The sequence below is a fragment of the Myxococcus sp. AB025B genome, from assembly GCF_006518215.1.
GTDB classification, from domain to species: Bacteria; Myxococcota; Myxococcia; order Myxococcales; family Myxococcaceae; genus Myxococcus; species Myxococcus fulvus.
The window spans coordinates 1-19,658 of record NZ_SRLW01000188.1; the positions used below are offsets into that span (position 1 = coordinate 1).

Sequence of the window (19,658 nt, forward strand, 5' to 3'; positions counted from 1 at the left end):
GCACACAGGGCCCGGGGTCGCATCCAGGGGGGACACCCCAGCGCTCTCGAAGCACGAGAGGGGGACATCGCGGTGCCGGAGCTGGCTGTCTTCGCGGGGGCGAAGCGCAGGGAGCTCGTGGCGCTGACGAAGTCGAAGGCGCTGGGGGTGTTGCGGCAGGAGATGGAGCACGTGACGCGGGTGGCTTCCATGCGCCCGCAGACGTTCGGTTGGGCCCAGACGCTGGCGCGGATGCGAGCCATCTCGCAGCCGGCGCGGTCCTGGCCCTGAAGCCGGTAGCTGAGACACCGGGTGCTTGGGGCACCCGAGGGTCCGGCCGTCGGCGAGCGCACCGGGGGGAGCGCTCGAGTCGCAGTCGAGGTCTTCGCTGGAGGGGTCCAAGGCCCTCCGGACACTCAGGGCGGGTAGGAGGGTGGCGTCGCGGGGGCGGCGTCATCCGTGGCAGGGGACCCGGAGGAGTGACGCTCGCCAGAGGGGGAGAGCGGACTCCGAGCCAGGTCATTCATCCGGGGGGTGCTCCGCGTACACCGGAGCATCCCCCGTTGCTTTTCCAGGGCACGTCACTCCAGGCGCAGCGTCGCGGTGCCGGTGAGGGTGCGGTGGAGGGTGAGCCACAGCGCGTCGCCCGCGTCGTCGACGGAGGCGAAGTAGTCCGCGTCCGCGGTGAGCACCCGCTCGTCCAGGAGCACGCGCGAAGGGGGCGTCGTGGCGGTGTAGCCGCGCAGCACCAGCACGGGGTGCTCGAGCGGTTGGGTGCCGGTGTCGAAGCGCAGCTCGGCGCGGTTGTCCGCGGCGCGGGCCTCCCACGTCGCGTAGACGGGGTTGTAGCCGGGCACGTCGAAGGGCACGGAGTCGGTGCGGCCCACGCCCCCGGGCCCTTGCGTCACCACGGTGCCCCGGGTGGCGGTGAGGCGCACGCGCTGCCAGGACTCCACCTCCGAGACGCTGCGGAGCACGGAGTCTTCCGTGTGCGTGCCCAGCACCATGAAGACCGAGTAGCTCTGGTAGGGGTGGCCGGAGAGCATGCCGTCGTCGCCGTAGCGCGCGTACTGGCGCCAGCCGAGCGCGCCGTAGTTGCTGCCCCAGGCCATGCGGTGGGAGCGCGTGGTGGAGGGGAGCTGGTACTGGTTGAGCTGGAAGGTCCAGTTCCAGTCGTCCGGCAGCGGGCCGCGCTCGTTGCGCTGGCCCCAGCTCGAGTAGAGCCAGTAGCCGCCCGCGGGCTTCTGCTGCCAGGTCTGCGTCTGCACCACGCCCATCTCCGCGTCCGGGGTGGTGGTCCACATGCGGGTGAAGGGGACGACGTTGGGCTCGCGGTAGTCCCAGCCGCTGGCCATCGTCACCGGCGAGGCGAGCGTGTGGAAGCGGTAGCGGTCTCCCCAGCCCAGCCCGGCGATTTCGGCGTTCGCGTTGCCGTCGAAGAGCAGGTCGCCATAGGGCGAGCGCACGTCCGCCTCCAGCGCGTCGGGCGCGACACGCGAGGCGTCGTGGGTGATGGCGTAGAGCGGGTGGTCGCGTCCGGTGGCGAAGAGGTAGTGGACGGTGACGTCGACGATGTGGCCCTCGAGCGGCAGCGACCAGCGGAACTCGTGCAGTGCGTGGTGGCGTCCCTCGAAGAGGGTGCGGCCCGTGCCCGTCACCTTCTCGGTCCAGTTGCCCCAGTCGGCGCCGGCGCGCACGTGGCACGTCACCATGCCCCAGCCGGGGACCTCGTTGGTGGCACCGTCGCAGGTACGCGCGGCGCCGTGGGCCTCGTAGACGTAGCGGCGGAGGTAGCCGCCGTGCCAGCCCGCGGGGTCCTGGGCGTCGTTGCGCACGAGGAAGGCCGAGCGGGGCGCGCAGTCGCCGTCGCGCCACGTGTAGCGGTCCGTGTGGAAGCCCTCCAGGTCCACGTCGCGCGTCAGGCTCACCGGCGCGCAGGGATGTGCCTGACCGGGGCCCGCGTCCGGAGTCCCCGCGTTGCCCTCCGGACGGACCTCCTTGCCACCACAGGCCACGAGCGACAGGGCGAGCAGCGCGATGGCACCCTGCCGCCGGGGCGAGCACCAGGACAGGCGAGACATCATCGTGAGTCCTCTTCGGTGGTCGGAGCCGCTGCGTCCGGGAATCGGCCCCGCATTCCGCGACATCATGTCATGTCGTGCGGACATGACGGGTTTCGAGCCGGAGGCCGTGCGTCTAGAGTCGCTGGACGCGGCCGCGGTCGGAGCCGTGCCGTCACCGTCGAGAGAGCACGATGAACGCCGAAACGCCCTTGTCCGCAGCCCGGTTCCTGGTTCCCCTGCTCATCCTGATAGGCACCGGCGTCGGCGTTTGGCTCACCGTCCGCATCCTCGGGGCGTGGCTCAAGCACCGGAAGGTGCGTGAGCAGGGGCTGCCGGCCCGGGCCATCCTGCTGCGCAGCGAGCGCACGGCGATGAGCAACCAGAAGCGCGCCCGCTACAACCATCTGCTCGAAGTCACCTTGCCGGACCGCCCGAGCTACGAGGTCTGGGTGCTGGACCGCTACCACGACTGGAACGTGCGGGTGTTCACGCCGGGCCTGGAGCTCAACGTCAAGGTCGCCCCCGATGACCCCCAGCGGGTCGCCGTCGTCGGGCCCGTCGTCGAGCAGGACCTGGGCCAGCTCGCCGCGCTGCTGGCGGGCAAACCCGTCAGTCCTCCGAAGGACCCGGTGAAGTCCCTCGCGGACCTGCAGCGGATGCTCGGCGAGGGGCTCATCACGATGGACGACTTCGAGCGCAAGAAGGCGGAGATCCTCGGGCGACTCTGAGCACCCGGGCCGCACAGGCCCGGACACCCTCGGGTCCATGGGCCTTTGCCCTGGGAGGAGACGCAAGTACCTTCCGGCCATGCCCCGTTGGTTCAACACCGCCGGTCCGTGCAATCCGGACCACCACTACATGCTGCCGGCCATGCGCCGGCTGCCCGAGGTCCGGCGACTCGTGGAGCAGCAGGGCTACTTCGTCGTCCATGCACCTCGGCAGGTGGGCAAGACGACGGCGCTCCTGTCGTTCGCTCGCGAGCTCTCGCAGGAGGGACGCTACGTGGCGGCCCTCGTCAGCATGGAGGTGGGCGCGGGGTTTCCCGACGACACCGGCGCCGCCGAGGATGCCGCCCTCTCGAGCTGGCGGTCCGCCGCGCGAGCACAGCTGCCCGCCACGCAGCAGCCTCCGGAGTTCCCGGTGGCCCCTCCAGGGCACCGCATCGCCAGCGCGCTCGAAGCCTGGTCCCAGGCCGCGGGAAAGCCGCTCGTCATCTTCCTGGACGAGGTCGATGCCGTGAGGAACGAGGTCCTCGTCTCCGTGCTGCGTCAACTCCGGGATGGATACCGCAACCGCCCCCTGAACTTCCCCTCGTCGATGGCGCTCATCGGCTTGAGAGATGTTCGCGACTACAAGGTGGCCTCCGGAGGCTCGGATCGGTTGGGAGCCTCCAGCCCCTTCAACATCAAGGTGCGCTCGCTGACGGTGCGCGACTTCACGGAGGAAGAGGTCGCCGAGCTCTACGCCCAGCACACCGCCGACACGGGACAGCGCTTCGAGCCCGAGGCCATCTCACTCGCCTTCGAGCTCACCCAGGGACAGCCCTGGCTCGTCAACGCACTGGCCAAGGTGGCCGTGGAGGAGCTGGTCACCGACGTGAGCCAGCCGGTGCGCCGCCAGGACATCGAGCGCGCCAAGGCGACTCTCATCTATCGCCAGGAGACCCACCTGGACAGCCTCGCGGCCCGTCTTCGCGAGCCTCGCATCCGAGCCATCCTCGAGCCGATGCTCGCGGGCCAATTCCTGGGCGACATCCCCGAAGATGACCGACGCTTCGCCACCGACCTGGGCCTGGTGCGAAGAAATGCGGCAGGGACACTCGAGGTGGCCAACCCCATCTACCGCGAGATCCTGGTCCGAACCCTGGCCTCGGGAACGAGCGACACCCTTCCCGCCATCCACCCATCCTGGCTGCGTGCCAACGGACGAATGGACCTCGAACAGTTGCGCGAGGCGTTCCTCTCCTTCTGGCGTCAGCACGGCGAGCCGCTGCTCGCCTCGGCCCCCTACCACGAAGTGGCGCCGCATCTGGTGCTCATGGCCTTCCTCCACCGTGTGGTCAACGGCGGGGGCACCATCGAGCGCGAGTACGCCATCGGCCGGGGCCGCATGGACCTGTGCGTGCGCCATGGACCGGACACGCTCGCCATCGAAATCAAGGTCTGGCGCGACAGGGAGTCGGACCCGCTGAACGACGGCCTGGAGCAGCTCGACGGCTATCTCCAGGGCCTGGGTCTGGACAGCGGCTGGCTGATGCTCTTCGACCGTCGCTCGAACCAGCCGCCCATCGCCGAGCGCACCCGGGCCGAACAGGCCCGGACGCCCTCGGGTCGTCAGGTCACCGTCATCCGCGCCTAGCGCGTGGGAGTCGCGGTGCCCTGGTCGTGCTCCTGGTGCCACGCCGCGAGCACCTCCTTCTCGCGCGCCGGAGCGATGCCCGCCTTCAGCTTCGCCTGACGCTCGGGCGGCTCCGACTTGAACCACGCCACCGTGTCGCGCACCGTCTCCTCCAGCGGCCGGAACATGAGCCCCGCCGCCAGCGCCTTGTCGATGTTCACCCGCAGCAGGCCCGCCTCCTCGCCCGTCGGCGTCACCCACACCGGCATGTCCCCGAAGGCCTCCACCTTGTGCTTCGCCAGGAAGGACGGGTGCGCCCAGATGAACGTCGCATCACTGCGCAGCGCCTTCTTGCTGCGCTCCAGGAAGTCACGCATCAACAGCGGCTTGTCCGGCCCCGTCGCCGTGTAGGGCCCCGCCAGGTTCTTCTCCACGCCCAGGATGATGAACGCGGCCAGATCACGCACGTCGATGAACTGCGTGGGGTCATGCCCCGTGCCCGGCGCGAGCACCTCTCCGCCCTGGGCCACGCGCACCGGCCAGTACGTGAAGCGGTCCGTCGGGTCGTCCGGCCCGACGATGAGCCCCGGGCGCACGTTGAACACGCGGCCCGGCATCGCCGTCTCCGCCGCCTTCTCGCACAGCGCCTTCAGGCCGCCGTAGTACTTGTTCACGTCCTCCGAGTTCGGCTCGTCCACCGTGGCCACCGCCGCCGTCTCCGTGAGGCCCGGCTTCGACGCGTCCTTGTAGACGGAGATGCTGGACACGAAGGTGTAGTGCCCCACGTTGGGCGCGAGCAGCTCCGCGGACGCCTTCACGATGCGCGGCACATAGCCCGACGTGTCCACCACCGCGTCCCACTTGCGGCCCTGCAGCGCCTTGAGCCCCTCGCCCTTGTTCGGGTCGCGGTCCCCCTGCAGCTTCTCCACGTTGGGGAAGAGGCCCGGGTTCGTCTTGCCGCGGTTGAACAGCGTGACGGTGTGCCCCCGGGCCTGCGCGGACTCCACCAGCGCCGGCCCCAGGAACTTCGTGCCCCCCAGGATGAGGATGCTCAGGGACTTGCCCGCCTTCGTCCCTTCACTCCCCTGACCCTGCGTCCCAGGCTCCGCCGTGCCACCACCCGACGCGCCCTTCGAGGACGCACAGCCCATGGCGAACAACGAACCGGCGACCACGGCACCCTGAATCACATCCCTGCGAGACAGCTTCATAGCGTGTCGTCTCCTGCCACGAGGAAGCACTGCGAGGAAGATTGCTCAACGGGCGGCGGCATTGTCCGGCGCCGCGGGCACCAGCACATCCCCACCCTCGCGAGACAGCCGCCGCTGCTCCCGCGACAGGTACAGCGACACCCCCCACCACAGCCCCGCCAACGGCACCGCCGCCAACGACAGCCCCGTCATCCCCAACCCCAGCGCGGTCAGCCCGCCCTGCAACCACGCGCTCACCGTGTCGCTGCCCCGGTACACCACCGTGTCGATGAAGCTCTTGGACTTGTAGCGCGCTTCGCGGTCCACCGTGGTGAAGAGGATTTCGCGCGACGGCCGCTCCAGCGCGTAGTGGCTGGCCCCGCGCAGCGCCTTGAACACCACCAGCACGCCCAGCACCGGCACCGCCGCCAGCCCCAGGAAGCCCAGCCCCGTCACCACCGGCGCCACTGTCAGCGCCGCCCCCAACCCGAGGCGCGAGATGATGCGCCCGGTGACGAGCGTCTGCAGCGCCAACGTCAACAACTGCACATAGAAGTCGATGTCCCCGAAGAGGGCCGTCCGCGACGCCGCGTCCTTGCCCACCTGCGCCACCAGCTGCACCTCCTGGAAGTACAGGAACGTGGACGTGGCCGCGTACAGCAGCACCTGCAGCCCCAGCGCCAACAACATCGGCGACGCCACCAGCAGCTTCAGCCCCGCGAGCACCCCGCCCCCCACGGGCCCCTCGGCCGAGGGCGGCTGGTGCTGCACGTCACGCGCCCAGCGGCTCAGCCACCGCACGCACTGCGCGCTCACCTCCAGCAGCACCGCGGAGATGAGGATGAGGTTCACCGGCCCCACCGGCTCCGCCAGCCGCCCCACCAGGAACGGCCCCACCAGCATGCCCGTGGTGCCACCCGCGGCGATGAAGCCGAACAGCCGCTTGCCCTGCTCGCTGGCGAAGACGTCCGCCATGAAGCTCCAGAAGATGGAGACCACGAACAGGTTGTAGACGCTCAGCCAGATGTAGAAGACGCGCGCCACCGGCTCCTTCGCCACCTCCAGCTTCAGGAGCGCGAAGAAGACCAGCAGCGACACCAGGAAGAAGCGGTAGATGCGCGGCAACACCACGCGCCTGGGCCAGCGCGCCACCAGCGCGGAGAACGCGGGCACCGCCAGCAGCATCACCAGGAACGTCGCCGTGAACAGCCACGGCAACCCCTTCACGCTGCCCGCCGTCCCCATCTCGTTGCGGATGGGGCGCAGGATGGCGTAGCCGCACATCAGCGTGAAGAAATAGACGAAGGACCCGAGGACGGCGCCGACCTCCTCGTCACGGACATCCACGAATCGCTTGAGCATGGGCACGAAGGCGCGCGCGTCTCGGGTGGGGACCGGCGACAGGGATACGTCAGCCGGGCGCGTCCCTGGCTGAACTCCGGTCCTTTCCGTGTATTCCCGGGCCCACTTCCACGTCCAGGGGGACGTGGGCCCGGGCTTCGAGCCGGCTCGACTACTTCGCGCCGAGCGCCTCGCGCAGGGTGGCCTCCACGCGGGGCAGCACGTCCTCGATTTCCGCCACGGACGTGGCGCCCACGGACAGGCGGAACCAGCCGGTGTCCTCCTTCAGGCCGAACGCCTGGAAGGGCACCACCGCGAGGCCCGCCTTCTCCAGGAGGAGCTTGCGGATGTCGTCATTGGTCTTCAGGCCGCTCTTGCCCACCAGGTCGAACTGGACGGACAGGTAGATGGCGCCCTGCGGCGCGATGTGGCGCACCGGCAGCCCCGCCTCGCGCATGCGCGACAGACCCTTGTGCAGCGCCTCCAGGCGCGCGTCCACGCGCTGGTGCATCTCCTTCAAGAAGGACTCGGTGGCGGGCACGTCGTCCAGGTAGCGCGCCACGGCGACCTGCTCGGCCTTGGGCGCCCACGCGCCCACGTGGCCCAGCACGTCGCGCATGCGCGCGATGATGCTCGGCGGGCCCACGCCCCAGCCCACGCGCACGCCCGTGGCGGCGAACGCCTTGGAGATGCCATCCACGAACACGGTGTAGGGCGCGACCTCCGGCACCAGCTCCACCGGCGTCACGTGCTTCTCCGAGCCGAAGCTCAGCACCCAGTAGATCTGGTCGTACATCAGGATGAGGGGCTTGCGGCCCGTCTTCTCGCGCTCGCGGTTCTCCGCGACGACGCGCTCGCAGATGGCGCCGAGCACGTCCTTGGAAATCATGGTGCCCGTGGGGTTGAGCGGGCTGCACAGGCACAACAGGCGCGCGGTGCCCAGGTGCGGCGTGAGCTGCTCCAGCGTGGGCATGAAGCCGTGCGAGGGGTCCGTCGTCACCACGACGCCCTTCGCGTTCATCATGTGGATGTAGTGGTTGTTGTTCCACGACGGCACCGGGTAGACGACCGTCTCGCCGTCATCGAGCACGCTGCGGAAGGTGCCGTAGATGATGGGCCGGGCGCCGCCCGCGATGACGATGCCCTCCAGCGGGTACTTCAGGCCCAGGGCGCGCTCGTAGAAGCGCTGCACCGCCTGGCGTAGGTCCAGCACGCCGTCGGAGGGCGGATAGTTCGTCTCGCCGGCCTGGAGCGCGGCGGTGATGTGCGTGCGCAGTCCCTCGGGGATGGGGAACTCGCGCGGGCTGAAGTCACCCACGGTGAGGTTGCACACCTTGCGACCTTTGGCGACGAGCTCCCGGACCTCCGCGGCGATGCGGAGGATCTCGCTGCCGACGAGGCCCCGCGCCATGGTACCGACGGTGGCGTCGTCCCTCGAGGGACGGGGGAGGGAGGTGAGGTCGAGAGCCATGGGGGATGTGTCTCCGGTTCGTGCGCGTAAGGGGGACGCGGGCTGCGGCCGGGCGCGCACCATACCCGCCACCCGGCAACTTGTGGGGTGCGTCCTGCAATCCCTGGGTGGGAGTGCCACGGCTTCGCGCGTACCGGAAGCGGAACCCGCGGGGCACCCGGCCCGGCGGGCCCTCCCCGGCCCGGCCCACGGGTGTTTGCCGGGCGCAAGGGTTGGCGAGCCTTCCCGATATGTCCCGGAAGGGCCTTCCGTTCAGGCTCCAGCAGTTTCGGGGCGTGGGCGGGTCCGCGCACCGACATCCATCCCTGACAGGAAGGGCGTCTCCACGCGGACGTCGCGGTCCGCCACGGGAGCGCCTTGCCCAGAGGTGTCCGTATGAAGTTGTTCGAGCGTGGCTCGTGGCTCGTGGCGTTCCTGATGCTCGCTTCCACCCAGGCGTCGGCGGAAGGCGGCCGCCCCCTCAACCGGAGCCTCTTCGGCACGCGCGCCATCGTCGCGTGTGACGCGGTGGAGCAGTCGTGCGGGATGGCCGTCATCTCCTTCCCGAGCGGGGTCAGCGGGCTGGTGCCGTATGGGCGCTCGGACATCGCGGTGGCCACGATGGCGCTGCCCTCGGTGGATGATGCCCAGGGTGTCATCGCGCGCATCGACGCGGGCGAGGCGCCCCAGGCCGCCATCGACGCGGTGCTGGCGCTGGACCCGTACGCGCCCATCCGTCAGCTCGCCGCGGTGAAGCTGCATCCGGATGGGAGCGTGACGACGGGGCAGCGCTCGGGCGCGCAGACGAGCGCGCACACCTGTGCCATCCAGGGCGCGACGTTCGTGGTGCAGGCGAACAACATGTCCACGCCGGACATGTGTACGGCCATGGCCGCGGGCTTCCAGCGCGCGAAGGGCAGCCTGCCGCAGCGGCTGTATGCGTCGCTCGTGCACGGCGCGCGCGTGGGCGGGGACAAGAACGGCGAGCGCTCGGGTGTCATCCGCGTCTGGAACACCACGAGCGAGACGGCGTTCTTCACCCATGTGCTCGCGGAGGCGGTGGTGCATGGCAGCACGAAGGCGCTCCAGGAGCTGGGCGTGGAGCTCAACCGCTACCAGGGCACGCTCGCGGACGTGTACGCCCAGGACCGCGTGACGCTGACGGCGGACATCGCGCGGGACGTGAAGCAGGTGCTGCGCAAGCTCGGGTACTACCGCGGGCCCATGAATGGGGACTGGTCCGACGCGGCGGAGCAGGCGCTGTACGACTTCAACTGGAACAATCTTTTCTTCTTGAAGCCGACGGTGGTGGAGGGCGGCACGCGGAAGATTGACGGGGTGCTGGTGAAGTTCCTGCGGGACGCGGACCTGGGGGCGCTGACGCGGGCGACGGCCTCGGCGGAGTGACACTGTCGGCTTCTCGTCACGGGCCGGTGGTGCTGGCACGTGGCCCCCCTGTCGTGAGAGAGGGTGTCCTCCGTGGCCCCTCTTTCGCGGGCCCCCTGGGGAGGAACGATGAAGCGTGCGGGACGCTGGCTGTCATCGCTGTGGCTGGCCGGATGCCTCGTGGGCACCGGGTGCTCGAAGAAGGAAGAGGCCCCGCCGCATCCGGCGGCCGAGCTGCCAGCACCCGATGACGCTCCCGCGCAGCCCTCGGGTGCGCCCGAGGGCGCGGTTCCGCGTGGAGGTGAAGCCGCCGCGAAGCCTCCCGTGGCCGTGGGAGAGCTGCCTCCCGAGGAGCCTGGTGCGGAGGCTCCTTCGGGAGCGGGCTCGCCATCGGCGGGCGCGGGCGCTCCGTCGGGTTCGGGCTCGCCGTCGGCGGGCTCGGGCGCTCCGTCAGGCACGGGCTCGCCATCGGGCGGCGCGACTGGCGCGGGCACAGGGGCGCCGTCGGGCGGTGGCTCGGGTGGAGTCACGCCCGAGAATCCGAAGAACCGCGAGTGGACCACGGACGCGGTGAGCCTGGACCGCAGGGACGTACCGCAGGCCACGCTGCGCTCGGTGCGCGCGGGAGCGCACCCGGATTACGACCGCGTGGTGTTCGAGTTCGAGGGGACGCAGCTGCCCGGCTATCGCGTGGAGTACGCGAAGGAGCCCGTGGTGCAGTGTGGCTCGGGGAACCCGGTGACGCTGGCGGGCAAGGGCCAGCTCCAGGTGAGCTTCACGCCGGCGAAGGCGCATACGGATGCGGGTGAGCCCACGGTGGCCACGCGCGAGCTGAAGCCCGCGTTGCCGGTGTTGCTCGAGCTGGAGCGCACGTGTGACTTCGAGGGCGAGGTGACGTGGGTGCTGGGCAACAAGAGCAACGCGCCATTCCGCATCCTGGAACTGCGCGAGCCCACTCGACTCGTGGTGGACGTGAAGCACTGAGATGCCTGTTCCCAGGCGAACTCTGGCAGGGCCCCTCCCACGGGCATCCGCGAGGCCGAGGCGGAAGCGGTGGGCCCCACCACTTCCGGGGTCGAAGTGAAGCACGGGGCGCCTGTTGCGAGGCGTGCCAGGGCAAGCCCCTCTCGCGGTCATGCGCGGCCCCGAGAGGCTGAAAAGCGGTGGGCCCCACCACTTCCGGGGTCGAAGCGAAGCACGGGGGCGCTTGTCGCGAGGCGTGCCAGGGCAGGGCCCTCTCGCGGTCATGCGCGGCCCCGAGAGGCTGAAAAGCGGTGGGCCCCACCACTTCCGGGGTCGAAGTGAAGCACGGGGGCGCCTGTTCCGAGGCGAGCTCGGGCATGCCGCTTCCGCAGTCATGCGCGAGGCCGAGGTTGATGAAGTGGTGGGCCCCACCACTTCCGGGGTCGAAGTGAATCACGGAGGCGCCTGTTCCGAGGCGAGCTGGGGCATGCCGCTTCCGCAGTCATGCGCGAGGCCGAGGTTGATGAAGCGGTGGGCCCCACCACTTCCGAGGTCGCAGCGAAGCACGGGGCGCCTGTTCCGAGGCGAGCTGGGGCATGCCGCTTCCGCAGTCATGCGCGGGACCAGGTCTAATGCGGTAGCAGCGCACCGCTTCTCGCCCGGTCTGAGTCCTGCCCGCCTCGATGCGTTCGTGGGACGGCCCCGTCGTCATCGAGCAACGGGCAGGAGACCCTCACATCCCGCCACGCAGCTCCGCCGCCAGTCGGTCCAGTCCCGCGAGCAGCTCGCGGTGCTTCTGTCTCGCGGGAGCGCCCCCCGCACGCAGCGCCATCGCGAGCACGCCAGGAAGGTTCATGGCCGCATCGCCGCGAAGCCGCTCGCGATACTCGCGCATCCAGTCCGAGGGCACACGCAGCGACCAGTTGCGCTCGTCGATGGTGCCCGGCTCGTTGTACGTCTCCGGCATCCCGAGCAGGTCCGTGAAGAACACCATGACATTGCGCGCGCGGCTGGCGAACAGGTCCGCCAGCTTCGCCTGCGCGAGTCGCCCCGGGTGCGTCGCCAGCTCGCGCGCGAAGCCCTCACGGTGCTCGACCTCCGGGCACAGCCGCGTCGCCAGATAGTCCGCCTGCGCCCGCAGCGTCCCACGCCACTGCCAGTCTCCCACCAGGCGCCACAGCGACTTCGTGTCGTGGTTGCCGACCATCATCCAGTCCTCGGCCGCCGCGTTCTCGCTGCGATACACGTCCGCCGGGTTGCGCAGGTCCGCCTTCTGCGTGACGCGGAAGCGGCCCATCCCGTACCGCGCGAGCACGCGTCCCAGCGGGTACGGCATCGTGCTCAGCACCTCGCCCAGCAGGTCCCCCAGCTCGCGACCATTGCGCCGGGCCGCGGCGACCACCGTGTCGAAGAGGACGCTGAAGCGCTCCACCTGCTCGGGCGTCAGCGACTTGACCTCTCCGTCCACATAGCGAGGCACCGAGCGGTCCACCTGCTCCGGTGACACGAGCGCATAGCGCGCCAGCTCGGGGTGCTCGGGCAGGTCAGGTGACGAGAACAGCCGCGCGCCCTGTTGAACGGCGGCCACGGGGTCCCACTGGTTCGAGCGATATACCCACGGGCACACGAGCCCATGCGGATGGTCCAGGCGAAGCCCGTCGTACTCGGCGAGCATCTTGTCCATCCGGGCATCCATGAAGCGCAGCACCGCTCCCGGGCGGAAGCCCTGCGACGGTCCCTCACCGCCCTCCATGAAGAACTGCTCCGGGTCCAGCACCGGGTAGTTCCACGGCTGGCCGTCGGGGTTCGTGCGACTGGGCGGCGCGCCCATCAGGTACGTGCACAGGAACAGTCCCTGCCACGCCCACGCGTCGCGCGGTGAGAAGCCAATCTGGAGGTCGCCGTAGAGCTTCAGGCGCCACGTCGCCGTCCGCTCCCGGAGCACCTCGTGCTGCGTGTGCACCAGGAACTGGAGGAACGCGTAACGCTCCAGTGTGTCGCCGTATCGCGACTCCAGCGCCAGCACTCGAGCTGCCGCTGCGGACTCTTCACCCGGCGCCGGATTCCACAGGCGTCCATCCAGCGAGTCCGCCCAGGGCCGCCAGTCCGGGACGCCCTTCTCCTCGCACAGCACGTCGAACAGCGCGTCGCGCACGAGCCACGCGCGGTGACGCTGCCGGAAGGAGGTGAAGCGCCGGGACAGGTCCTGGATGGCGGCGGAAGGATTCGGCTCCGCTCGCTGGCGACGGAAGGACCCCCACGCCTCATCGAGCACCGCGAGCTGCGCGCGGAATGCCCATCGATAGCGCTCACCCGGATGGGCCTCACGAGGCCGAGACTGTGAGAGCGCCGCCACTCGGCCAGGAGGAAGCAGCGCCCCCCAAGGCTCATGCTCCAAAGGCGCGAGCGCGACGTTCAGGACATTGCGCGAGAACAGGGTGCCGTCATACGGCGACGCGTTCGCCTCCGAGGTCTGTCCCTGTGGCCCCAGTTGGATGCCGGTGAAGCCCAGGGCGCGCGCGGACTCCAGGAAGAGGGCGGCGCCCTCGGAGTAGGGCGAGCCCCGTCCCGAGTCCTCGGATGGCAGACTGGGGAAGCTGGGGTCGTGGATGCTCAGCACCAGGTTGCGGACATCGAGCGAGGCCAGGGCTTGGGTGACGAGTCGATGGTGGTCTTCAGGCAGCGAGGCTCGGGACATGGCGGATGACGACCGACCCTAGGTGCCCGAGCCGGACACGCCAACCCTTCATCCGAGCCCACGTTCAACATCCGTCCGAGGACGACACTCCGAGCGTGCATGCGGACACCCGGAGCGGACCCAAGTGTCACTCCCGCGGCGACCTGGACACGAGGCGCGGCTCACCGCACGGATGGAATACCGCCGCCATCACGCTACTCCGTGGCCGTGGTCGACCACCTCTCTGGATACACCTCGACGGGACCCAGCTCGCCGGTCTTGCTGTTCGCCGTCACCCGGGTCAGGACCAGCGCATCCTCTGGACGTTCTCCCGCGACGTACAGCTCGAACACCCGAGCTTCGTCCTCGAACCGAATCCCGAGCGTCAGGTTCTCACGAAGAGGCTCTGGAATCGCGGGGCACTGTCTGAGCGCCTCTCGCGTGGCGACGCGAGCCTTCTCCCTGAGCACTTCGAGCTTGATTGCCATGGCCATGACACCCGGGAGGCAGTTGCGAAGGCCCTACTCCACCTCGCCCCCCCGGTCCACTTCCCCTCCGAGCGCTCGCGGTCTCACTTCTGCGGCGACTGGGGCACGGGGCGCGGCTCGCCACCCCCACCCTGCGGCGGCCCCTGATGTCCCGACCCCTGGGGCGCGCGGACGTGGAACACCTTGCGCAGCTTGCGCCCCATCCACGTCCGACCATCCACCAGGATTTCGTACACCGTCGGAATCACCAGCAGCGTCAGCAGCGTGGACGTAATCGTGCCGCCAATCACCGCGCGGCCCAGCGGCGCTCGGAAGTCACCGCCCTCGCCCGCGCCGATCGCCACCGGAATCATGCCCGCCACCAGCGCGAAGGTCGTCATGATGATGGGACGCAGACGGATGCGCCCCGCCTCGATGAGCGCCTCGCGCAACGGCATGCCCTTCTCGTGCGACCACTTCGCGAAGTCGATGAGGAGGATGGCGTTCTTCGCCACGATGCCCATCAGCAGGATGACGCCGATGAGGCTCATGATGTTCAGCGTGTCCCCTGTCATCAGCAGCGCGCCCACCACGCCGATGAGCGACAGCGGCAGCGAGATGAGGATGGCCAGCGGGTCCAGGAACGAGCCGAACTGGATGACGAGGATGAGGTACATCAGCATCACCGCCACCCCCAGCGCGATGAACACCCGAGAGAAGACCTCCTCCTGGTCCGCGGACTCACCGCCCGTGGTCAGCTCGTAGCCCGCGGGCATCTGCACCTTGTCCACCCGCGCCTGGATGTCCCGCATCACCTCCGTCAACGAGCGCCCCTGCACGTTCGCCTGCACGTTGATGACCCGCTCGCGGTTGAGGTGCGTGATTTGCGCGGGGCCGAGCGCCTGCTCGATGTTCGCCACCTGCCCCAGTGGAATGAGCTGCGGCGTGCCTCCCGGCACCGCGCCCACCAGGATGGGCAACCGCGCCAGGTCATCCGGATTGTCCCGCGCCTCGGGCGCGAGGCGCACCATGACATCGCGAGTCTCGCCAATCGGGTCCACCCAGTCGCCCACGTCCAGCCCCGCGAAGGCTGGCCGCAGCACCTGCGCCACCTGCCCCACCGTCACCCCGAGCTGACCCGCGAGCCCTCGGTTCAGGTCGACCACCAGCTCCGGCTTCTGCCCTCGCGTGGACAGGCCCACGTCCACCGCGCCGGGCACCTGCTCCACCTCGCGCTGCACCTGCTGCGCGAGCTCGGTGAGCGTCTTCTGGTCCGGCCCGCGCAGCTCGAGCTGAATCTGCTTCATCGCCCCGCCGAAGCCCGACGTGAAGACAGACACCTTCGCCCCACCCACGGCCGCGAGCTCCTGACGCAGCTTGCTCCCCAGCGCGTCCTGGCTCAAATCGCGGTCCGCCTTGGGCGTGAGCCGCACGTACACCAGCGCCTGGTCCACGCCCGGAGCACTCAACGGCAGCGGCACGCCGATGGTGCTGTACGTATAGGCGACCTCGGGGTGCGCGCGGACGATTCGCGTGACCTCCTCCACCTTGCGCCGCGTATACTCGAGGCTGGAGCTGGACGGCGTCTCCACCAGCAGCTCCACCTCCGAGCGGTCGCTCACCGGCACGAAGCCCGCGCCACCCACGGTGCCCTGGAGCACCAGCGCGCTCACGAGCGAGCCCACCGCGACCAGCACCATGATGAGCCGGTGGTCCAGCGCCCAGGCGATGACGCGCTTGTAGCGGTCCGCCTGCCGGTCGAACCAATCGTTGAAGCGCGTGAGGATGCGCGAGATGAAGCCCTTGCGAGCCCCCTTCTCCACCTGCGGGTCCGCCCAGTACGCGCTGAGCATCGGGTCCAGCGAGAAGGAGACGAACAGCGACACCAGCACCGCGCAGGCGATGGTGAGCGCGAACGGCTTGAACCACTGGCCGGCCACGCCGTACATGAAGGCCACCGGCACGAAGACGGCGACGATGGAGAACGTGGTCGCAGACACCGCGAGGCCAATCTCCGACGTACCCTCGCGTGACGCCGTGTAGTGGTCCTTCCCCATCTCGATGTGGCGGACGATGTTCTCGCGCACCACGATGGCGTCATCGATGAGGATGCCGATGGCCAGCGTCAGGCCGAGCAGCGACATCGTGTTGAGCGTGAAGCCGAAGGCCCACACGCTGATGAACGCCGCCAGCACGCTCACCGGCAGCGCCAGCCCCGTGATGACGGTGGAGCGCCACGAGTTGAGGAAGATGAACACCACCAACACCGTGAGCAGCGCGCCCTCCACCAGCGCGGACTGCACGTTCTCCACCGCGCTCTCCACCCGCACGCCCGCGTCGCGTACGATGGCCAGCTTCACGTCCGGAGGCAGCTTCTTCTGGAGCGCCTCCACGCGCGCTCGCACCGCGTCCGCGACCTCCGTGGTGCTGTAGCCCTTCGACTTCAGCACGTCGATGCCCACCGCCTGCGCGCCGTCGTAGAGCGCCAGCGTGCGGGGCTCCTCGGAGCCCACGAAGACATCCGCCAGCTGCCCCAGCCGGATGACCTGCCCGTCGCGCGTGGCCACGACCATCTCGCGGAACTCGTCCACGTTCTCCAGGCGCCCCTTGAGGCGGATGGACTCCTCCCCGAGCGGCGAGTTGATGCGGCCGACGGGCGCGGCCAGGTTCTGCGATTGCAGCGCCTGCACCACCTCCGCCAGCGAGACGCGCGCGGCCTGGAGCGCCTCGGGCTTGAGCTGCACCGTCATCTCGCGCTCGACGTCGCCGACGACGTCCGCCTGCGCCACGCCCGGCACCGAGCGCAGCTCACCCACCACCAGCGGGTCCGCCACGCGCGACAGCGCCGCGACATCGAGCCGCTCCGAGGTGAGCGTCAGCGAGACGATGGGCGCGTCCGCCGGGTCGAAGCGCGTGAGGACCGGCTCCTCCATCTCGCGAGGCAGGTCCGCGCGCTTGCTGGAGATGGCGTCGCGGATGTCCTGCGAGGCCTCCTGGATGTCCTTCTCGAACTCGAAGAACACCGTGAAGGTGGCCAGGCCGTCGGTGGCGGTGGCGGTCGTCTCCTTCGGGTCGACGCCGCTGATGGCGAAGATGGCGTCCTCGATGGGCTCGACGATTTCGCGCTCCACCGTGTCGGGCGAGGCGCCCGGGTAGACGATGGTGACGGCGATGACGGGCGCCTGCACGTCGGGGAACTCGTCCGTCTCGAGCTGCCACAGCGCGACGAGGCCGAAGACGACCAGCGTCACCATGGCGGTGATGGTGACGATGGGCCGCTTGATGGCGAAATCGGAGATGAACACGGGGTGACTCCCGACAGGAGGCGAAGGAATGACGTGGGCTCAGGGCGTGGGCTGCGTCGCGCCCTCGGTGGAGCCTCGCGGCGACTGCGTGGGACGTGCACCGTCGTCGCGCCCGGCCGGTGGCGACCTGGGCGCGGAGCCCTCGTTCTGCTGCGCGCCACCACCGCCGACGCCCGGGCCCTCATCCCCAGGCGGCGAGTCCCCCTCACGCGGCGGCGCGACCTTCACCTGCATGCCCTCGCTCACCTCGTCGCGCGCCGAGCCGAGCAGCACCACGTCTCCTTGCTGGAGCCCCTGGCGCACCTCCACCCGCTTCTCGACGTCGTCACGCAGCCCCAGCGTGACGCTCACGCGCTCCACCTTCTCGTCGCGCACGCGCAGCACGGTGGGCTTGCCCTCCGCGTCGTCGATGGCGTCCAACGGCACCGCCAGCGCTCGCACCGACTCCGAGGCCACGCGTCCCTCCGCGAACAGGCCCGCCAGCAGTTGGAGATTCGTGTTCGGAATCGCGACGTAGATGCGCACCTGCCCCGTGTTCGGGTCCACCACCGGGTTGATGCGCTCCACCTGTCCGGTGAACGCGCGGTTCCCATAACCAGTGACCCGGAACTCCACGGGCGTCCGGGCCTTCACCTGGTCCAGGTTCGCCGCCGGCACGGAGGCCTCCAGGCGCAACGTGCGCGGGTCCACCACCGTGAACAGCGGCGCACCGGGCTGCACCACGTCACCGGCGCTCGCCTGCCGCTCACTGACGACCCCCGCGAAGGGCGCCACGACGCGCGTGCGCCCCAACTGCTCCTGCGCCAACGCGTAGCGCGAGCGCGCCTCCGCGAGCTGCCCCTTCGCCTGCGCCACGGAGAGCTGGGCCCGCTCGAAGTCCCGCTGGGTGATGACCCCCGCCTTGGCCAGCTTCGCGCTGCGCTCCTGCTCGGCCTCGGCCACCTGCAAGGCATTGCGCGCCGTCGCCACCGCGGTGCGCGCGGCGATGACCTGGTCTCGCAACGTCGCGTCGTCGATGCGCGCCAGCTCCTGGCCCTGCTTCACCACCTGACCTTGCTGCGCCTTGAGGTCGAGGATGGTGCCGCCCACCTGCGCGCGGACCGCCGCCGCGGTGCGGGCTTGGAGCGTGCCGGAGATGCCGGGGCCGGAGCGCAGCTCGCTCGCCTGGACACGCGCCACGTTCTCCTGCCCCAGGGTCAGCACGGGCGGGGCCGGAGGCGCTTGCTCCTCCGAGCCCTTGTTGCATGCAGCCACCGCGCAGGCCGCCGCCAGCAGCACGACCTTGATTCCGCCAGCGACCGTCCCTCTCATCCGTCGGGCTCGTCTCACCGCGCGTCTCCGTCCTCCGCCAGTCCCTCCCCTGCCCCTGGCGGGCCGGCTAAACGTGGTGTCGGCCCCTCGCCTCCGGAAGTCGGCCTCTCGTGTCGCCCACCCCAGGAGACAAAGGCAGGCCGCCTGCTCCCGGGCACAGCGGGCAACCAGCCTCACCGAGCGGAGGCCGCGCCCTTCGTGTCCGTGGTTACGGCGCCACCGGGACTTCACTCATCAGCAGCGTGCCCGTCTCGAAGCTGGAGGACGGGCCACAGGTGGGGACCGCCGCGCCCGACGCGCACGCCACCGCCTGCGTCCCCGCGCGCGTCGTCTGCGAGCGGCAGCGCGCTCCCGCCGCGTCCCACTCCGCCTCCAGGCTCCAGCTCTCGGTGTCCTGCTGCACGCCCGCGGCGTCGTACAGGTTCACCCAGTTCCCATCCGTCGTGTACGACGTGCCGTCGCCACAGAAGTCCGCGCGCACCATGCGCGTGCAGGCCTGGTGCAGCTCGCCCAGGCTCTGGCCATTCACGCTGCCCGCCCACGGGCGGTAGCCGAAGCGCACGCACTTGGCCAGGGCCGCGCCCTCGCACGCGAAGGTGAAGGCCTGCGCGTCCTCGAGCTTCGCGCCGCCGCCCGCCACGCCCTGCCGGTAGTCCCAGCGCCCCGTCAGCGCAATCGCCCCGAGCGCCGAGCCATCCGCCGCCTGGCACGCGGGCTTCCACGCCCCTTCGTCGGCCGCGTAATAGGAGACGCGATACACCCAGACATCCTCGCTCGCGCCCGTGGCCGGCTGGATGTCATCGATGCGCAGGGGAACCGTGTCCCCACTCCCGAGCTCCCCGACGAAGCGCGCCCCGAGCAAGTCCATCCCGGACACCACGCCCTGCGACGTCGCCCCGTGGAGGACGCTGCCGTCCAGCCACGTGTCCGACAGCGCGGGAGCCCCCGCGTCCGCGAGCTCGGCGCCCGCGAAGCGCACCGACACCAGCATCTGCCCCAGCTCCGTGCTGTTGAGATTGCGCCCGTTGAGGTTTCGGCCATTCAGGTTGCGCCCGTTGGGCGACGACAACCCGGCCACCTGGGTTCCCAGCGTCCGGGACTCCTCGCCCTCCACCGCGCCTCCACAACCCCAAAGCCCGCAGGCGATGACCATCGCCCCCACCATCCGCCTCGCCACCATGCCCCGACC

The 19,658-nt window shown here is 70.1% G+C and carries 13 protein-coding genes and 1 pseudogene; 5 read left to right on the forward strand and 9 right to left on the reverse strand.

Annotated features, from left to right (window positions below; all coding sequences use genetic code 11):
• Positions 1-270: pseudogene (locus tag FL311_RS27350) on the forward strand (hypothetical protein); the annotation flags it as partial.
• Positions 271-560: 290 nt separating this feature from the next.
• Here FL311_RS27350 and FL311_RS27355 read toward each other — a convergent pair.
• Positions 561-2,063 (reverse strand): hypothetical protein, encoded by a 1,503-nt coding sequence (locus FL311_RS27355; protein ID WP_228557115.1) that lies wholly within the window; start codon positions 2,061-2,063, stop codon positions 561-563.
• 170 nt (positions 2,064-2,233) lie between these two features.
• Between FL311_RS27355 and FL311_RS27360 the strand changes: the two genes are divergently transcribed.
• Together FL311_RS27360 and FL311_RS27365 are read left to right on the forward strand one after the other, a co-directional pair.
• On the forward strand, positions 2,234-2,770 hold the full coding sequence (locus tag FL311_RS27360; RefSeq protein ID WP_141329508.1) for an SHOCT domain-containing protein: 537 nt from the start codon (positions 2,234-2,236) through the stop codon (positions 2,768-2,770).
• A gap of 79 nt (positions 2,771-2,849) precedes the next feature.
• Positions 2,850-4,400, forward strand: coding sequence for an AAA family ATPase (locus FL311_RS27365; protein ID WP_141329510.1), 1,551 nt, complete (start codon positions 2,850-2,852; stop codon positions 4,398-4,400).
• Here FL311_RS27365 and FL311_RS27370 read toward each other — a convergent pair.
• The 3 genes from FL311_RS27370 to FL311_RS27380 all read right to left on the reverse strand — a co-directional run bounded on the left by FL311_RS27370 (position 4,397) and on the right by FL311_RS27380 (position 8,381).
• A complete protein-coding gene (locus tag FL311_RS27370; protein ID WP_141329512.1) occupies positions 4,397-5,590 on the reverse strand; it encodes an NAD-dependent epimerase/dehydratase family protein in 1,194 nt (397 codons plus the stop codon). The two genes, FL311_RS27365 and FL311_RS27370, sit on opposite strands and share 4 nt — an antisense overlap.
• A 45-nt stretch (positions 5,591-5,635) precedes the next feature.
• Positions 5,636-6,931, reverse strand: coding sequence for an NTP/NDP exchange transporter (locus FL311_RS27375; RefSeq protein WP_141329514.1), 1,296 nt, complete (start codon positions 6,929-6,931; stop codon positions 5,636-5,638).
• Between the two features lie 151 nt (positions 6,932-7,082).
• Positions 7,083-8,381 (reverse strand): pyridoxal phosphate-dependent aminotransferase, encoded by a 1,299-nt coding sequence (locus tag FL311_RS27380; RefSeq protein ID WP_141329516.1) that lies wholly within the window; start codon positions 8,379-8,381, stop codon positions 7,083-7,085.
• A 375-nt stretch (positions 8,382-8,756) separates the two neighbouring features.
• Between FL311_RS27380 and FL311_RS27385 the strand changes: the two genes are divergently transcribed.
• Both FL311_RS27385 and FL311_RS27390 read left to right on the forward strand, forming a co-directional pair.
• On the forward strand, positions 8,757-9,767 hold the full coding sequence (locus tag FL311_RS27385) for a DUF1028 domain-containing protein (RefSeq protein ID WP_141329518.1): 1,011 nt from the start codon (positions 8,757-8,759) through the stop codon (positions 9,765-9,767).
• A 108-nt stretch (positions 9,768-9,875) separates the two neighbouring features.
• Complete coding sequence (locus FL311_RS27390) at positions 9,876-10,730, forward strand: hypothetical protein (RefSeq protein ID WP_141329520.1); 855 nt, start codon at positions 9,876-9,878, stop codon at positions 10,728-10,730.
• Between the two features lie 712 nt (positions 10,731-11,442).
• Here the strand turns inward: FL311_RS27390 and FL311_RS27395 are convergent.
• The 5 genes from FL311_RS27395 to FL311_RS27415 all read right to left on the reverse strand — a co-directional run bounded on the left by FL311_RS27395 (position 11,443) and on the right by FL311_RS27415 (position 19,649).
• Positions 11,443-13,407, reverse strand: a complete 1,965-nt coding sequence (locus FL311_RS27395; protein WP_141329522.1) for a 4-alpha-glucanotransferase — start codon at positions 13,405-13,407, stop codon at positions 11,443-11,445.
• 194 nt (positions 13,408-13,601) lie between these two features.
• Entirely contained in the window at positions 13,602-13,874 is a 273-nt protein-coding gene (locus FL311_RS27400; RefSeq protein ID WP_141329524.1) for a hypothetical protein, read from the reverse strand.
• 83 nt (positions 13,875-13,957) lie between these two features.
• Entirely contained in the window at positions 13,958-17,158 is a 3,201-nt protein-coding gene (locus FL311_RS27405) for an efflux RND transporter permease subunit (RefSeq protein WP_141329526.1), read from the reverse strand.
• 39 nt (positions 17,159-17,197) lie between these two features.
• On the reverse strand, positions 17,198-18,469 hold the full coding sequence (locus tag FL311_RS27410; protein ID WP_141329528.1) for an efflux RND transporter periplasmic adaptor subunit: 1,272 nt from the start codon (positions 18,467-18,469) through the stop codon (positions 17,198-17,200).
• Positions 18,470-18,677: 208 nt separating this feature from the next.
• On the reverse strand, positions 18,678-19,649 hold the full coding sequence (locus tag FL311_RS27415; RefSeq protein WP_141329532.1) for an ADYC domain-containing protein: 972 nt from the start codon (positions 19,647-19,649) through the stop codon (positions 18,678-18,680).
• Positions 19,650-19,658: the final 9 nt, after the last annotated feature.

Coding starts and splice junctions, on each gene's coding strand:
- FL311_RS27395 (WP_141329522.1), bottom strand. CDS start 13,407: ATGTCCCGAGCCTCGCTGCCTGAAGACCACCATCGACTCGTCACCCAA.
- FL311_RS27415 (WP_141329532.1), bottom strand. CDS start 19,649: ATGGTGGCGAGGCGGATGGTGGGGGCGATGGTCATCGCCTGCGGGCTT.
- FL311_RS27400 (WP_141329524.1), bottom strand. CDS start 13,874: ATGGCAATCAAGCTCGAAGTGCTCAGGGAGAAGGCTCGCGTCGCCACG.
- FL311_RS27365 (WP_141329510.1), top strand. CDS start 2,850: ATGCCCCGTTGGTTCAACACCGCCGGTCCGTGCAATCCGGACCACCAC.
- FL311_RS27390 (WP_141329520.1), top strand. CDS start 9,876: ATGAAGCGTGCGGGACGCTGGCTGTCATCGCTGTGGCTGGCCGGATGC.
- FL311_RS27355 (WP_228557115.1), bottom strand. CDS start 2,063: ATGATGTCTCGCCTGTCCTGGTGCTCGCCCCGGCGGCAGGGTGCCATC.
- FL311_RS27370 (WP_141329512.1), bottom strand. CDS start 5,590: ATGAAGCTGTCTCGCAGGGATGTGATTCAGGGTGCCGTGGTCGCCGGT.
- FL311_RS27360 (WP_141329508.1), top strand. CDS start 2,234: ATGAACGCCGAAACGCCCTTGTCCGCAGCCCGGTTCCTGGTTCCCCTG.
- FL311_RS27375 (WP_141329514.1), bottom strand. CDS start 6,931: ATGCTCAAGCGATTCGTGGATGTCCGTGACGAGGAGGTCGGCGCCGTC.
- FL311_RS27410 (WP_141329528.1), bottom strand. CDS start 18,469: ATGAGAGGGACGGTCGCTGGCGGAATCAAGGTCGTGCTGCTGGCGGCG.
- FL311_RS27385 (WP_141329518.1), top strand. CDS start 8,757: ATGAAGTTGTTCGAGCGTGGCTCGTGGCTCGTGGCGTTCCTGATGCTC.
- FL311_RS27380 (WP_141329516.1), bottom strand. CDS start 8,381: ATGGCTCTCGACCTCACCTCCCTCCCCCGTCCCTCGAGGGACGACGCC.